The sequence below is a fragment of the Enterobacter sichuanensis genome (assembly GCF_002939185.1).
GTDB classification, from domain to species: domain Bacteria; phylum Pseudomonadota; class Gammaproteobacteria; order Enterobacterales; family Enterobacteriaceae; genus Enterobacter; species Enterobacter sichuanensis.
The window spans coordinates 1-14,831 of record NZ_POVL01000074.1 but is presented as its reverse complement, the minus strand read 5'-3'; the positions used below and the strand labels follow the sequence as shown (position 1 = coordinate 14,831).

At 58.6% G+C, this 14,831-nt stretch carries 14 protein-coding genes; 8 read left to right on the top strand and 6 right to left on the bottom strand.

Annotated features, from left to right (window positions below; translation table 11 throughout):
- The 4 genes from C5687_RS22010 to C5687_RS21995 form a co-directional block, all read left to right on the top strand.
- The coding region (locus C5687_RS22010; RefSeq protein ID WP_146086300.1) for a winged helix-turn-helix domain-containing protein at window positions 1-330 on the top strand (330 nt) is incomplete at its 5' end.
- Entirely contained in the window at window positions 327-1,523 is a 1,197-nt protein-coding gene (locus C5687_RS22005; protein WP_047958424.1) for a sensor histidine kinase, read from the top strand. The genes C5687_RS22010 and C5687_RS22005, both read left to right, overlap by 4 nt.
- A 78-nt stretch (window positions 1,524-1,601) precedes the next feature.
- Window positions 1,602-2,750 (top strand): efflux RND transporter periplasmic adaptor subunit, encoded by a 1,149-nt coding sequence (locus C5687_RS22000; protein ID WP_095451415.1) that lies wholly within the window; start codon window positions 1,602-1,604, stop codon window positions 2,748-2,750.
- Window positions 2,747-5,824, top strand: a complete 3,078-nt coding sequence (locus C5687_RS21995; RefSeq protein ID WP_104557934.1) for an efflux RND transporter permease subunit — start codon at window positions 2,747-2,749, stop codon at window positions 5,822-5,824. Before C5687_RS22000 ends, C5687_RS21995 begins: the two co-directional genes overlap by 4 nt.
- Before the next feature lie 22 nt (window positions 5,825-5,846).
- On the opposite strand, the gene C5687_RS21990 is transcribed toward C5687_RS21995, so the two are convergent.
- Window positions 5,847-6,614: an arylamine N-acetyltransferase family protein gene (locus tag C5687_RS21990; protein WP_104557932.1), complete on the bottom strand. Its 768-nt coding sequence runs from the start codon at window positions 6,612-6,614 to the stop codon at window positions 5,847-5,849.
- Between the two features lie 96 nt (window positions 6,615-6,710).
- Between C5687_RS21990 and C5687_RS21985 the strand changes: the two genes are divergently transcribed.
- Entirely contained in the window at window positions 6,711-8,156 is a 1,446-nt protein-coding gene (locus C5687_RS21985) for an aminotransferase-like domain-containing protein (protein WP_059385269.1), read from the top strand.
- Here the strand turns inward: C5687_RS21985 and C5687_RS21980 are convergent.
- Window positions 8,128-9,012 carry a LysR family transcriptional regulator gene (locus C5687_RS21980; protein WP_047959796.1) on the bottom strand — a complete coding sequence of 295 codons (885 nt, stop codon included), beginning with the start codon at window positions 9,010-9,012 and terminating at the stop codon, window positions 8,128-8,130. The genes C5687_RS21985 and C5687_RS21980 overlap by 29 nt on opposite strands.
- 135 nt (window positions 9,013-9,147) lie before the next feature.
- Between C5687_RS21980 and C5687_RS21975 the strand changes: the two genes are divergently transcribed.
- Entirely contained in the window at window positions 9,148-10,128 is a 981-nt protein-coding gene (locus C5687_RS21975; protein ID WP_025758593.1) for an NAD(P)H-dependent flavin oxidoreductase, read from the top strand.
- Window positions 10,129-10,194: 66 nt separating this feature from the next.
- Here C5687_RS21975 and C5687_RS21970 read toward each other — a convergent pair whose 3' ends face one another.
- Together C5687_RS21970 and C5687_RS21965 are read right to left on the bottom strand one after the other, a co-directional pair.
- Window positions 10,195-10,641: a hypothetical protein gene (locus C5687_RS21970; RefSeq protein WP_047958418.1), complete on the bottom strand. Its 447-nt coding sequence runs from the start codon at window positions 10,639-10,641 to the stop codon at window positions 10,195-10,197.
- Between the two features lie 75 nt (window positions 10,642-10,716).
- A complete protein-coding gene (locus C5687_RS21965) occupies window positions 10,717-11,772 on the bottom strand; it encodes an SDR family oxidoreductase (protein ID WP_104557929.1) in 1,056 nt (351 codons plus the stop codon).
- A 97-nt stretch (window positions 11,773-11,869) separates the two neighbouring features.
- Here C5687_RS21965 and C5687_RS21960 point away from each other — a divergent pair, with 97 nt between their 5' ends.
- On the top strand, window positions 11,870-12,757 hold the full coding sequence (locus C5687_RS21960) for a LysR family transcriptional regulator (RefSeq protein ID WP_104557925.1): 888 nt from the start codon (window positions 11,870-11,872) through the stop codon (window positions 12,755-12,757).
- 83 nt (window positions 12,758-12,840) lie between these two features.
- A complete protein-coding gene (locus tag C5687_RS21955; RefSeq protein ID WP_104557924.1) occupies window positions 12,841-13,110 on the top strand; it encodes a hypothetical protein in 270 nt (89 codons plus the stop codon).
- 8 nt (window positions 13,111-13,118) lie between these two features.
- On the opposite strand, the gene umuC is transcribed toward C5687_RS21955, so the two are convergent.
- Window positions 13,119-14,381, bottom strand: a complete 1,263-nt coding sequence (gene umuC / locus C5687_RS21950) for a translesion error-prone DNA polymerase V subunit UmuC (protein WP_047958415.1) — start codon at window positions 14,379-14,381, stop codon at window positions 13,119-13,121.
- Entirely contained in the window at window positions 14,365-14,799 is a 435-nt protein-coding gene (umuD, locus tag C5687_RS21945) for a translesion error-prone DNA polymerase V autoproteolytic subunit (RefSeq protein ID WP_025758584.1), read from the bottom strand. The genes umuC and umuD overlap by 17 nt, the downstream gene beginning before the upstream one ends.
- Between the last annotated feature and the right edge of the window lie 32 nt (window positions 14,800-14,831).

Here is a 14,831-nt window from a genome sequence, read left to right as displayed (position 1 = left end):
AAAAAAGAGGCTGACGACGAGATCCTTCGCTGGCAAACGCTGGCGGTGGATGTCGCCGCCATTGTGGCGAGCGTGGACAACGGCGACGACGCGCCCGTGATGCTCGATCTTACGCCAACGGAATTCTCGCTTCTGGCAACGCTGCTGCGCTCTCCCGCACGCCCCTTTTCCCGTCAGTACCTGCTGGAACACTGTCTGCCGGAAAGCGAGGCGCTGGAGCGCGTTGTCGACACCCATATTTATAACCTGCGTAGAAAACTCGAAGCGGTGGGCATCTCCGGCGTGCTGATCAACGTTCGCGGCGTGGGTTACAGGTTCAGACAGCCATGATAAAAAACCGGCACTCCTCTCTGTGGCGCTGGATTTGCGCGCGCATCCTGGCGCTGGCTATCGGCAGCGTGATCGTCATTGCCACCTGCATGTGGCTGCGCTATGCGGTCCAGAACTACTGGATCATGGGCAGGATGCCACCGGCGGTCCGGCAGGAGTTTCTTACGCTCAGCCAGAACCCGCAGGCCAATCCGGCCCGCTTCCACTCGATTGTGGACACCTGGTGGGGCCTGAGCTATTCCACACCGTCCATCGCCTCTGCGGACTGGGTTACGGTGGCCCTGCTGGTGCTGGTGATGATCCCGTTTATCGTGGTGATGGGGCTCAAACACGCCCGACCACTGGCACTGCAGTTCAGCCGCCTTCGCGATGCGGCAAAGGATGTCGCCGACGGGCAGTTTGGCCGTCAGGCTGAACTCATCAAGGATGCACCGGCGGAAATGGTCAGCTTTGCGACCGACTTTAACTCCATGACGGGGCAACTCGCCCGCTATGAAAAAGAGCTCCGCGCCTCGCACGTCGCGATGGCGCACGAGCTGCGCTCGCCCCTGACGGCCGCCATTGGTCGTCTGCAGGGCATGTTGGACGGCGTGTTTGATGCCAGCCCGGCACAGCTGGGCATGGTGATGAAACAGCTTCAGCATCTTAATCGCCTGACCGATGAGCTTCACCTTCTCTCGTTAGCGGACGCGGGAAATCTGGTGCTGGAAGAGCAGGCCTTTTCTCTGGATGAGCTTATTCAGGAGCGGGCGGCCTGGATCATGCCGCAGGCCGAAGCGCATCATTTTACGATTACGCTTCGTAACCCGCGCACCAGTTCCTTCAGAGGCGACGCGTTCCGTATGGGACAGGTCGTTACCATCCTCATGGAAAATGCGCTACGTTACGGGCGCGAGGGCGGACATCTTGATGTGGCGCTGCGTTACGCCAGCGGGCGTTACACTCTCGACTTTACCGATGACGGGCCGGGCGTTTCGCCCCAGTTTTTACCGGAAATGTTTAAACGCTTTAGCCGCGAGGAGCAGTCCCGCGCGCGGCATTCCGGCGGTAGCGGCCTCGGATTGTCCATCGCGCGGGCAATTTGCCAGGCGCATGGGGGTGAGATTAGCGCGTCATTACCCGAAACGGGCGGCCTCGCCGTACGCATCGTATTGCCCTGGCATCCGTCCAATAATGAAAATTTCCACTCTTGATAAAGCCTTGACAGAACATCGAATCTTTCTCGACGTGCCGCGCATTTAATAACGCCATTCACTTTATGGAGCGGCGTTATGTCAGACGAATTTTTTCTCTCCCTCCGCCACTGCCTGCATCATTTGTACGGCGTGGCGCGCACCCTTTCCTGGCTGCATTTTCTTCCCCTGGCCCTGCTTGCGCTGGCGATTTTTCCGCTGACCGGCTGCGGTGATAAACACGAAAACAAACCTGACCCAGTGCGTAAGGTACGCTACGTCGTCGTTGGCACCGCCCAAACCCTTCCCGCGCTGGAAAGAACCGGTGAGATCCATGCCCACGATGAAACGACCCTGAGCTTTCGTACCGGAGGCCGGGTACTGACGCGCAGCGTTGATATTGGCGACCGGGTCACTGCCGGACAGCTACTGGCCACGCTTGACGATACGACCGGGAAAAACCAGCTCGACAGCGCTGAGGCCGACTATGAAGGTGCCAAAGCCTCTGCTCAGGTCGCCGCGATTAACGTCAGTCGCATGCAAAAGCTTATGCCAACGGGTGCGATAGCCCGCACGCAGCTCGACAGCGCCCGTGCGGACTGGCTTGTCGCCCGCGCGCGCTTAAAAAGCAGCGAGGCCGCGTGGCGAAATGCTCGCGAAAGCCTCGGCTGGACGCGCCTGATCGCCCCGCAAGCGGGCGTCATCACGGCCGTGAATGCCTCAGCGGGGCAGGTTGTCAGCGACGGCCAGTCCGTGCTGACGCTGGCGACCGGAGAAGGTCGCGACGTGGCGTTTGATATTGCTACTCCGGATGCGATTCCGCCTCTGGATAAGACAGAGTTGCGGGTTTCCCTCCTCAGCGACCCGTCGGTACAGGCCTCTGCCGTACTGCGGGATATTACCCCGCAGGCCGACCCTCAGACCCGCACCTGGCGCGTCAGAGCGACCCTGCAAAACCCACCGGAGGCCATGGCGCTGGGCGCCAGCGTCACCGTTACGTTGCCATCGTCATCCCCGCCCGGGTACCCCCTTCCCGCGTCGGCGCTGACCCGCGTCGGCGACAAACCGGCCGTTTTTGTGATCGCTTCACAGTCGCGGGCGCAGCTGCGCGCGGTAGTGCCCGCAAGCTATACGGCCACCTCCGTTATGATTGACTCCGGCCTTGAGCCAGGCGACAGGGTGATTACGGCGGGCGTGAGCACATTACGATCCGGCGAGCCGGTGGTGCCAGGGGAGGTTCAGCCATGAGTACCGGAGCGGAAGCCAAATTTAACCTCTCTGCCTGGGCGCTTAATAACCAGCAGATGGTCAGCTTTTTCATGCTGCTGGTGATTGCGATGGGCGTGTTCTGCTATGAGAAGCTGCCGCGTAATGAAGATCCGGCGTTCACCATTAAAACGGCCGTCGTCTCCGCGCAGTGGCCGGGAGCATCCGTGGCGGATACCACCCGCCTGCTGACCGATACGCTTGAAAAAAAGCTGCAGGAAACGCCCTGGCTGGATTATCTCGAAAGTGAAACCCGTGCCGGACGCACCGTTATCCACGTCAATCTCCGTGACGATACGCCCCCGCAAAGCGTGCCCGATATCTGGTATCAGGTTCGCAAAAAAATGCAGGACATCGCGCCGTCCCTGCCTGACGGGGTGCAGGGCCCTGCCGTGGACGACGAGTTTGACGACACGTTCGGCACTATTTATGCCTTTATTCCCGACGGTTTTACCCTGCGGGAGGTGCGGGATCGCGCAGAGACAATACGTCGCGAGCTCATGTCCCTGCCGGATATGGGTAAGACCACCCTGCTGGGCGAACAGCAGGAGCAGTGGGTCCTCGCCTTTTCTCCGGCACGTCTGGCCGGTATGGGGCTCGATATTCAGGAAGTTGCCGACGCCCTCCGGGCGCAAAACGCGGTTGTCCCGGCTGGCGTTATGCGAACCGGGCAGGAGAACATGGCGATAAAGGTCAGCGGAGCGCTCACCACCGAAGAGAGCTTACGCGCCGTCACGCTGCACGTTAACAATCGCTATATTCCGCTGACCGATATTGCCACCGTCACCCGTGAAATCGCCGAGCCACCGGCTCCGGCCTACCGGGTGAACGGCAAGCCGGCTATCGGGCTGGCGGTGTCGATGGCGCCGACAGGCAACATGCTGCGTTTCGGCGCTGCGCTGAACGCAAAAATGGCGACCCTCAGCGCCGGGCTGCCGCACGGTATCGAGATGGTGAAAGTTGCCGATCAGTCCGCGGTGGTGAGTGACGCGGTAAGCGGGTTTATCCGGGTGCTTATCGAAGCCGTTGTTATCGTGCTGGCGGTTTCATTTGTCTCGCTGGGTTTACGGGCCGGACTGGTGGTGGCGACGGCCATTCCGCTGGTGCTCGCCATGACGTTTGCCGGCATGATGCTCGCAGGTATTGGCCTTCAGCGTATCTCGCTCGGGGCGCTGATCATCGCCCTGGGCCTGCTGGTGGATGACGCCATGATCGCCGTCGAAACGATGGTCTCCCGGCTGGAAGCGGGGGATTCCCGTCGGCACGCGGCCACCCACGCATTCAAAACGACGGCCTTCCCGATGCTCACCGGTACTCTGGTAATGATTGCCGGTTTTATTCCCGTTGGTTTTGCGGCCTCCAGCGCCGGTGAATACTGTTTTTCCCTCTTTGCGGTGGTGCTCATTGCCCTGCTCTGCTCCTGGGTTGTCGCGATCTTGTTTTCGCCGCTAACGGGTACGTGGCTGCTGCCGGAAACAGTCAGACATCACGCGGCAGAACCCGGAAGGATCGCGCGCGGGTACGGACGGCTTTTACGCCTGGCATTGCGTCACCGAGTCGCTACCGTGCTGCTCGCCCTTTCCGCGCTGGGGCTGTCAGCGTACGGCACGACGTTTATGCAGGGCGAGTTTTTCCCCGCCTCGGACCGGCCCGAGCTGCTGGTCAGCCTGACGCTTCCGGCCAACGCGTCGCAGCCGGAAACGCTCAGAGAGGTGGAAAAGCTGGAAAAGGCGCTGGCCGACAACAGCAATATCGATCGCTTTTCGACGTACGTTGGCTCAGGCGCCATCCGTTTTTACATGCCGATGGACGTGCTGCTGGAAAATGAAAATATCGCCCAGATGGTTGTGGTCGCGAAGGATCTTGCGGCGCGGGATCGTCTGCACGCACAGCTCAACACGATCCTGGCAACGCAATTTAGCGACATCATCACGCGCGTGTCGCCCCTTGAGCTGGGGCCTCCCGTCGGCTGGCCCATCAAATACCGGGTGAGCGGGCCGGATTATCTGCAGGTCCGGGCGTTTGCGAACCGTCTCACGGACGCGATTGGCCGGTCTTCGTTCTCACGCGACGTTAACCAGACGGCCGGAGAGCCTGAAAGGGTCATCACCCTTAAGGTGAATCAGACGGCGGCCAGGGCGGCGGGAATATCGTCCGAAAGCCTCGCCCGCACGCTGAATACCGTCTGGTCCGGCAGCGTCATCACCTCGGTCAGGGATAATGACCGCCTTGTCGACGTGGTGCTGCGGGCCGAGGACAGCGCGCGCCACAGCACCGCCACCCTCTCCTCGCTCACGATTCAGGGGAATGACGGTAAAAAAATTCCGCTCAGCGCCGTCGCGACGCCGGTCTGGGGCGTGGACGATCCGGTCATCTGGCGCCGCCAGCGCGTGCCCTTTATCACGGTGCAAACCGACCTTGCCCCGGGGCTGAAGGCTGAAGCGGTATCCGCCGCGCTGCGTCCGACGGTGGATAAACTGCGCGCGAGCCTGCCCGCAGGTTACAGCATTGAAGAAGGCGGCGCGGTCGCCGAATCGGATAAGGGGAACAGCTCCGTCTTTACCGTTCTTCCGGTGACGCTGGTCATCATGCTGTTGCTTCTGATGCTCCAGCTGCGGAGATACTCCCGGATGCTGCTGGCGCTCCTGATGGCCCCGTTTGGTTTACCGGGGATCGTGCTGGCTATGCTGCCCGGCGGCACGCCGATGGGGTTTGTCGCGCTGCTGGGCGTCATCGCCCTCGCGGGAATGATCGTACGTAACGCGGTGATATTGATTAGCGAGGTTGACAGTAATCTAGCTCAGGGGATGGCAAATGATGCCGCAGTTATGGCAGCGGCGGAGCACCGGGCCAGACCCATCTGTCTGACCGCCTGCGCCGCCATTCTGGGCATGATCCCGATCTCTCACCAGGTTTTCTGGGGTCCAATGGCCTATGCCATTATCGGCGGGCTGCTGGCTGCGACGCTGGTGACGCTGACCGTGTTACCCGCGTCGTTTAGCCTGCTGTTACAGCGGGGAGCTCAGCGCAAAGCCGCAGAAGACGGACCGCGCTGAGGCCCTACCTTTCACCGGCAGATTACACGGCGGTTAGCGCAAAACGGTCTTTCAGGACATGGCGGATTTCATCCTCCGCCAGTTTCCGCGTTTCAGTGCCGTTCGCCGTAATGGTTTTCAGCATATCGCCCAGTAAAATCTGGCGTCCCTCCGGGCTGTGCTGCACCACCACCCGCTTCTGCACAAAGATGGCATCCGGGTGCGTGGAGTTAAGGTAGTTGGCCGGAACGAAGTCAATCCATTCCTGAGGGGTGAGATCAAAGCCGTACTGCCGGGCCCACTCTCCCTCAACCTTCGCCTCAAGCAGATACTCTCCCTCCGCGCTGCGGCTCAGGCGAAACGTGTCGAAATCCTGGGTGATTTCCACGTCAAGCGTGTCAAGCGCCATTGGCGTGCGGATGCCGTAGCTGCCGAACCCGAGATCGCAAAGCCACTGACGGCTCTCCACCTCGGTGATGAGTGCCATATGGGTTTTCGGACGCCGCGCGGGGTAGAACATCGGGCGCGCCGCCACAAAACGGTAAGGTATCCCTAACGCCTCCAGCGCCATGGCAAAAAGCCCGTTCACCTCATAGCAGTAGCCGCCGCGCCCTTTCTTTAACACCTTATCGGCAATCTCGTCTGGTGCCAGCGAGACAATTTTGCCCGCCTGCACGTCCAGATTTTCAAACGGGACTGAAAAGAGCTGATGACGCATAAGGGCATGCAGGGTAGCCGTATCGGCAGCCGCCGGTCCGCTGTAGTTTATGCGTTTGAAATAGGAAGAAATGTCGAAATTTTCGCTGTGCATAATGCCTCCTTGTCATGAACATGTCGGACACTATAGATGGCGCACATCATTGGCTGTATAGTCAGTTTTATCGAAAATTAGCCTGAACAGATACCCATGTCTGCCCCCTCCCCACACTATCGCCGTATTGCTGAGATGTTGCGCCTCACGCTCTCTTCTGGCGCATTGCAAGTCGGTGACCGCATGATCTCCGCACGTAAACTGGCCGAACGCGAGTGCGTTAGCCTCCCGACGGCGCTGGAAGCCCTTCGCTGTCTCGAGGCGGAAGGGCTGATTGTTGCGCGGCCGCGTTCAGGTTATTACGTCCATCAGACCCGTCTCCCTCCGCGCGTGGAACCCTCCCGTTCCCCGTCAGGCCCGGTCCCTGTCACTATGTCCGCCGTGGCCCGGTCGCTGTTCAGCAGTGCAGAGGCTCGTCTGATCCCGCTGGGCGCCGCCCTGCCCGATCCTGCGTGGCTGCCGGGTGATGCACTGCAACGGGCGTTGCACTCCGCGGGGCGTCGTCTGGACGCGCACGGGCAGAGCTATAGCCTGCCTCCGGGAAGGGGAGATTTGCGAAGTAAGATTGCCGCGCGGGCTGCGCAGTGGGGAGCCCGGTTCGGCGCGGACGATCTCATTATCACCGCGGGCGCGACGCAGGCGCTACGCCTGGCCCTTCGGGCAGTGTGTCAGCCTGGGGATGTTGTGGCGATTGAACAGCCCGCCTACTTTGGCACGCTCCTGCTGCTGGAAGATTTAGGCCTGAAGGCCTTAGAAATCCCTACCGATCCTGTTGAAGGTCTGTTACTTGAACCGCTGGCAGACGCCATGCGCTGCCACCGTCCCGCAGCCGTTCTGGCCTCACCCACCGTGCAAAATCCGCTGGGCGCCAGTATGCCCGTCGCGCGCAAGCAGGAACTGGTTACCCTGCTTGAAGGCGCAGGTATTCCTTTGATAGAGGACGATGTCTACGGAGACCTGGTCGGCGAAGGGCAACGTCCGCCTGCCTGTAAGGCGTTCGACCAAAGCGGAAATGTGATTTACTGCAGTTCCCTGTCTAAAACGCTTGCCCCGGGCTGGCGAATCGGCTGGATTGCCGCCGGACGCTACCACACTCAGGTATTACAGACCCGCATGGCCGGAGACTGGGCAGGCACGCCGCTGCTGGAAGCCGCGACGAGTGAGGTGCTGGCAAGCGGCGACTACGATCGTCACCTGCGCCGGCTAAAGCGCCGGATCGCAGCGGGAATACGCGCCGTCGTGGCGCGAGTCGAAGCCAGTTTCCCACCCGGTACGCGCCTTAACGTACCCGCAGCCGGTTTTTTGCTGTGGGTAGAACTCCCTCAGCAGGTCAACGCGCTGGAGGTGCATCGCCGCGCGCTGGCGCTGGGCATCGGCGTCAGCCCTGGCCCCCTGTTTTCCCCGGGGGCAGAATTAACGCATTTTCTGCGGCTGAACTGCGCAAACGAACCGACACCCCGCCTGCTGAACGCCGTGGAGCAGATTGGCGCGCTGTGTCACGCGCTGGCTGTTTTCACACCAGACTCTCCAGCCACTCGGTAAAGACCCGCACCTTGCGGGAGAGATGGCGGTGTGGGTAGAGCAGTGACAGCTTGCGATCCGGGGAGCGATAGTCTGGCAGGACTTCAACCAGAAGGCCGCGGTCAAGGTAAGGCTGGAGAAAGAGGTTCATCCCCTGCATTAACCCCAGCCCGGCCAGGCCTGCCGCGATGTAGGCCTCGGAGTTATCCACCACGAGCTTACCGGGTAGCGCGATCTCCGCGACGCCTTCTGGCGTGGTAAACGTCCACGGCTGAATGTGTCTGCTGCTGTTATTAATCCAGTTGATGGCCTGATGCTTCCGTAAATCCTCCAGCGTTTCTGGCGTACCGTGTTGTTCCAGCCAGGCCGGGCTGGCACAGGTCGTAATTTTAATGTTCCCGATTTTACGCGCGATATAATCGCCGTCGTCCAGCTCGCCCACCCGCAGCACACAGTCCAGCCCATCCCGCAGCATATCCCGACGGCGGTCCGAGCTGCTCAGAATGATGTCAATCTCGGGATGCTGGCGATAAAAATCAGGCAGGTTGGGTATCACCCGCAACGCCGCAAACGAGATGGGCATATCGATTCGCAGCTGGCCGTGTATCGGCCGATCGGCGCCAAACGATTCCAGTAATTCGTCCGCCTGCGCCAGCAGGGGTTTACTCCGGCGATAAAATGCTTCTCCATCCGGGGTCAGGCTAATCCGACGCGTGGTGCGTTGCAGTAGCCGCGTGCCGCTGTGCTGCTCCAGTAGCTGCAACGCTTTGGTGACGGCCGGGCGATGGACCCGCAGATTCTCCGCCGCCTGGGTAAGGCTCCCTGATTCGACAATCTCAATAAAAATTCTTATGGATTCAAAGAGGTTTATTTGCATAAGGGATGCTTTTGCCGTAAGCAGGATAAGATTATTGTTATTAATTTTATAACAGTGATGAATATTTTTGGCTATTTTTCCTAACAATCTTGCGCCCTACACTCTCCTCCATTCAAACGTAAGGGAGAGTCTGCTGTGAAAAATAACCGTATCTGTCAGATCCTTGGCATCGAAAAACCTGTTATTCAGGGACCGCTATCCTGGCTCACTGACGCCCGCTTAGTCGCTGCAGTCAGCAATGCCGGTGGGCTTGGTGTGCTGGGCCCCAACGCCGGCTTAACCGCCGACACCGCGGTCTCCACGCCGGAAGAGACCGCCGAAAAAATGCGGGAAGAGATTCGTAAAACGAAGCGGCTGACCGAAAAGCCCTTTGGCGTGAACCTGATCCCCACGGCCGTTAACGACGTCTGGACAGGCCCTATCCTTCAGGTGGTGAAAGAGGAAGGCGTCAGGGCCGTTGTGTATACGGGCTATGGGGAAGGCAGCATTATTCCGGCGCTGTTCAGCGAGCTAAAAGAGGCGGGTATCGCCATTATCTACCGCGACATCAACCCCACCCCGGAAAACACCCGCCTCGCAGAAGACGCGGGGGCAGACATTATCGTTGCCACCGGTTTTGATGAGGGCGGAACGTTACCCGCCACGGCGCTTGGCACCTTTTCCATCGTGCCGCTGATTGCCGATGCCGTGAAGCATATTCCGGTGATGGCGGCGGGCGGCATTACCGATAATCGCACCGCCAGAGCGGCGCACACCTTAGGCGCTGAAGGCGTATTTGCCGGCTCGGTGTTTATCAGTACGGAAGAAAGCCGCGTGCCGCAGGGGGTCAAAGATAAAATTGTTGCCGCCAACGGTCTCGATTTACTGCTTTTCCGCACCGTCCCCCATTACTACCGCTCTCTTCCCGGCAGGCTGGCGGAAAAACTGGCAGCGATGGATAAAGCTGGCGCAAGCAACGAAGCGCTGGGCAAGGCGATGGGAGGTTTACGGGGCCTGCGCCTGGGCATGCTGGAAAATAACACCGATGAGGGCTATATCGCGCTCGGCACGGGAATTGGAAATATTCACAGCGTGAAAAGCGTGGCCGAGGTGGTTAATGCGTTAACGGTTGAGTAAGCCCTTAACCCTGATGCTCCGGACGCTCCCCACGGGCGGCGTCCGCAAACCGTCTGCGGTTGTTTTTCATAAATTGAGCAATGAGCGTTCTTTCACGACAGCGTCAGGATTGGCTCTTTTTACCGCTGCCAGAAAAGCCGTGAAGTTATGATTCCAGAGGGTAAGATTGTTATAAAACTGCACCTGCTTTTCATTAGCACCGTCACGGTAAATAACAATCCAGACCCGTCTGCTATTTATCTCGGTATTCCCCGGCCCGATCTTAATGATATTCGCCAGCGCAATTTTACGGGTGGCGTTATTTTTAACCCCATATAAAAACTGGTCATCATAAAACCAGGTTTTACCTGCATTCCCGCCAAATATTGACGGGTTAGCGGATATTTTTTTCATCCCGTTGCGGTCTGTAATGATGCGTTTTGCCTGACGAATACGTCTGATAAAAAATCCGGACAATATGAAAAGCGCAATGAGGGGCAGCGCGACTGATATTATTTTTAGACTCTCGTGCATATCCCTGCCCCACCCTACATGATTCTCAAGACGTGAGTATAACGCGCCGATCGTTGATGACAACAACCCTTAGCGTCAGGGAATAATCCGCGCGGTTCTCAGCTGCGCGAACAGGCTGAAAAACATCTCATCGGTCGCCTGCATTCGCGTGAAGCCCGACCGCCGGAGTTTGCTCCCGTCACCGAACATGTCGTAATGCCAGCTAAAGACGAAATCGGCAAACTGCCCGTCGCTCAGTTTCAGAATATCCGCTTCCACCAGCCGTTCCCCGGCAAGCTCGCGCCAGACGTCGCGATAATCCGTAAACAGCTGGCGAAATGACAACCTCACCGGCGGCGCAGTGTCCAGCTCAAACCAGCGAGCGATGCGCGGCCACAGCTCGCTCCAGCGCCAGATATCGCCATTATTCACGTTGAATGCCTGATTCTGTGCCGCAGGTGACGTGGCGGCCCATAGGGTGGCTTCGGCCAGCAGCCCGGCGTCGGTATGGTCAACAATACTGTGCCAGGTCTGTTCCGAACCGGGAAAACGCAGCGGTAGCCCCTGAGCCTTGTACAGCGAAGCGTACAGGGCGATGCTCAGCGCAAGGTTCATGGTATTGCCCGGCACTGAACTTCCCACCACGCCCGGCCTGATGGCGTTCCAGTGCCAGCGTTTCCCGCGCTGAAACTGGCTGAGCCAGGTGAGCTGCGCGGCGTTAAATTCCGCCCCCGGCACGCCGGGATCGCTTTCGCGCGCCGGGGTTTTAAACGGCCCCAGATGTGCACCGTAGACTTTGTATCCCTGCATCAGGCTTACCGTCTGCAAAGGCGCCGTTTTTTCAAGCGTGCTGACCAGATTACGCAGCATTGTAACGTTCGGCTCGACCATGTCCGTCCAGTTCGCCGCGTTCGCCCAGGCGCTGTAAAAGAGATGAGTGATGCCATCCAGGACGCGCAGCGCCCGGGCGCTGTCCTGCGCATCCAGTAAATCGACGTTCACCATCGGAATGCCGTCCGGATGGGTGACGCCGTGGCGACTGAGGCCGATCACCTCCCACTTATGATGCAGGAGCGTCCTGACAAGCTGTCTGCCGACAATGCCGCTGGCCCCCGCGATCAACGCGACGTTGTGTTGCTCTCTTTTGTTCATGGTGTTTCTCCAGAATGAGTGACAGATGCAGTGTCATATATTATTTTTTTAGCGGATATCCCCTCACTTCGATGGCACCTATCAGAAAAACCATTAAATGAATAACAAGCTCAACGCCATTTCTACTTTTCTCTGTGTCGCGCAGGCAGGATCCTTTTCTGCAGCCGCCCGCCAGAGCGGAATGAAACAATCTGCCGTTAGCCAGCAGATCGCCGCCCTTGAGCAGGAGCTCGGCGTGGTGTTACTGCACCGAACAACGCGCACCATGAAGCTGACCGAGCAGGGGGAGCGTTATCGTCGGGACATGCAGCTGCTGCTGGACGCCATGCGGGAAGCGGAGAGGCGGCTCAATCCCGTCGACCACCAGTTTCAGGGCAGCGTGCACGTCCAGCTGCCAAGCGGCCTGGGGCAGATTGTGTTGCCCCATTTACTGACGCTGCAACGCCTGCATCCCGAACTGCATCTGATGATTTCTCTTGATGACCGGATTGCCGATCTGGTGACGGAGGGTGTGGATGTGGCGATACGGCTGAGCAGCGAGCCCCCGCAGGCGCATGCGGCTCGCGTGCTGGCGCGTATTGAAACGGCTCTGTTTGCCGCCCCCGGTTTTCCGGCGGTGGACGACGTCAGCGAACTCGCGACGCTGCCGCACGTACGGTTTAGCGGCATCCCGCAGGATGTTCCGCTGAGGCTGATTGCTGCTGAGGAAACCCTCGAGGTGAAGGTGAATACCGTTTTCCGGGCCAATACCAGCGACGCGCTGTTACAGGCGCTGGAGGCAGGCATCGGGATCGGCGGCATGCAGCGCCCGCTTGCGGCCCGCGCACTGCAGGCCGGCACGCTGGTGCCGGTATTGCCCGGCTGGCGGTTACCCGATCGCGTTCTCTATGCCGTCTATCCCGACGCGCGCTTTATTCCACAACGCGTCCGCAGCGTCGTGGGCGTGATTGAGCAATTACTGCCTGAAATCGTAAAGAAAAGCTAAACGTTGCTTGCGCAAATCGCGTGCTTTTTTTAACCGCAAGGCATAGTGTATTTTCACCCTAACCTCCTCTTACTGGAGCACATATGCAGGATTACCGTTTTTTCCAAAAAGGCACGAACCTGATTGCGATCGAGAGCGAAAATATCGACGCGGCCGCGCAACTCATCGCTCAGGGGTTTGAAAAACAGTTTGAGGAGATCGGCGCCGCGGATGAGAAAACGGCGCTTATCCGCCTTGCTGATATTCGTAAAAATAATGACATCGATCGCCATAATTTCCTGGCAGGTGCGGGTGAAATGCCGTGGATCGGCGTGCTGACGGCCGCGGCAACCTGGCTGACGCAAAAGAAATAGCGCCACTATTACTTCGCCACCGGCAAATCCGCGTACCGCGTTGTATAAGCCGGTGACAGCATCTCGCGCTTCATTGCCCAGGCTTTCTCAATACCCTGCCCCGCAAACCAGATCTTCCCTTTACCGGAGTGATTTACGCTGTCGATCATCTCCATCAGCGCCGCACTGTTGGCGCGCAGACGGTTATCGTCAAACAAATTAAGCTGCGCGACGCCGCTGCTGAAAAAGTCCGCCAGCATCACCCCGGCTTTCATATAGCGATACCCGTCGAGCCAGATTCGCCCCAGCGCCTCCGTGGCGGCACGGATAATATCCCGCGAGTCATTGGTGGGCGTCATCAGGGTGACAGAGGCCTGATTGCCATAATAAATTTCGTTGTCCGCATGCGGACTGGTCCGCACAAACACGCTGATAAAACGACAATACTGATGCTCGCCGCGCAGTTTCTCTGCGGCACGTTCCGCATAGGCGCAAATCGCCTGGTGCATCTCTTCGTATTGGGTTATACGGTGACCAAACGAACGGCTACAGATAATTTGCTGCTTCGTGGGGGTGTACTCCTCCAGATCAAGACAGGGCTCACCGCGAAGCTCGCGCGCCGTACGTTCCAGCACCACGTTAAAATGTTTGCGAATGACCCAGGAGGATGCTTCCGCCAGCTCCAGCGCCGTGGTTATTCCCATCGCGTTAAGCTTTTTCGTGATGCGCCGCCCTACGCCCCACACCTCCTCAACCGGAACCTTTGCCAGCAGTTTCCGCTGCCGCTCGCGATCCGACAGATCGACCACGCCGCCAGTGCCGGACCACCGCTTCGCTGCATAGTTGGCCAGCTTTGCCAGCGTTTTCGTCGGGGCAATACCGACGCCAACGGTTAAGCCCGTATTTTTAAAGACCTGCGTGCGCATCTGGTGACCGAATGCTTCCAGCGCCAGGCAGTTACTGACCCCTGAAACGTTCACGAACGCCTCATCAATGGAGTAAATCTCTATTGCCGGGGCGAGATCGGTCAGCGTCTGCATCACCCGACTACTGAGATCGGCATACAGCGCATAGTTTGAACTAAACACGTAAACCCGTGACGGAAAACGCTTCTCTTTGAATTTAAAATACGGCTCACCCATTTTTATGCCGAACTGCTTTGCCTCCCGCGACAGTGAAATAATGCAGCCGTCGTTATTGGAAACCACCACGATGGGCTTCCCCTCCAGATCGGGGCGGAACACCTTCTCGCAGGAGGCATAAAAGCTATTTACATCAACCAGCGCGAACATGTTTATGCGTTTTGAGGGTGTGGGTGACGACGCCGAAGATCTGCAGCTCCTCTTCGGACTGAAAGGTAATGGGCTGATAGCGAACGTTATGTGGCAGCAGCCGCAGAACCGGACGAGTCTGTAACTCCTTCACCGTAAACTCTCCGGCGACCGAGGCCACAACGATATCCCCATGCCCGGCAGTTAACGAACGGTCGACAACCAGCAGATCGCCGTCGCCAATCCCTGCGCCAATCATGGAGTCTCCACTCACCTTGATAAAATAGGTCGCACTGGGGTGTCTCACTGCCAGCCGGTTAAGATCGAGACGATCCTCCACATAATCCTGCGCCGGACTGGGGAAACCACAGGCTACACGCTCTAAAAATAAAGGTAATTCAATGTATTGGTTTGGATGATAAGAAAAGAGAGTGTCCATAATGCCTTTCTCGCCAGATACTGTATATAAAT

Bases quoted from the DNA above. Each gene is read 5' to 3' on its own strand.
- C5687_RS22005 (WP_047958424.1), top strand. From the start codon at position 327: ATGATAAAAAACCGGCACTCCTCTCTGTGGCGCTGGATTTGCGCGCGC.
- C5687_RS21990 (WP_104557932.1), bottom strand. From the start codon at position 6,614: ATGCACAGCGAAAATTTCGACATTTCTTCCTATTTCAAACGCATAAAC.
- C5687_RS21965 (WP_104557929.1), bottom strand. From the start codon at position 11,772: ATGAACAAAAGAGAGCAACACAACGTCGCGTTGATCGCGGGGGCCAGC.
- C5687_RS21960 (WP_104557925.1), top strand. From the start codon at position 11,870: ATGAATAACAAGCTCAACGCCATTTCTACTTTTCTCTGTGTCGCGCAG.
- C5687_RS22000 (WP_095451415.1), top strand. From the start codon at position 1,602: ATGTCAGACGAATTTTTTCTCTCCCTCCGCCACTGCCTGCATCATTTG.
- umuC (WP_047958415.1), bottom strand. From the start codon at position 14,381: ATGTTCGCGCTGGTTGATGTAAATAGCTTTTATGCCTCCTGCGAGAAG.
- umuD (WP_025758584.1), bottom strand. From the start codon at position 14,799: ATGGACACTCTCTTTTCTTATCATCCAAACCAATACATTGAATTACCT.
- C5687_RS21955 (WP_104557924.1), top strand. From the start codon at position 12,841: ATGCAGGATTACCGTTTTTTCCAAAAAGGCACGAACCTGATTGCGATC.
- C5687_RS21985 (WP_059385269.1), top strand. From the start codon at position 6,711: ATGTCTGCCCCCTCCCCACACTATCGCCGTATTGCTGAGATGTTGCGC.
- C5687_RS21995 (WP_104557934.1), top strand. From the start codon at position 2,747: ATGAGTACCGGAGCGGAAGCCAAATTTAACCTCTCTGCCTGGGCGCTT.
- C5687_RS21970 (WP_047958418.1), bottom strand. From the start codon at position 10,641: ATGCACGAGAGTCTAAAAATAATATCAGTCGCGCTGCCCCTCATTGCG.
- C5687_RS21980 (WP_047959796.1), bottom strand. From the start codon at position 9,012: ATGCAAATAAACCTCTTTGAATCCATAAGAATTTTTATTGAGATTGTC.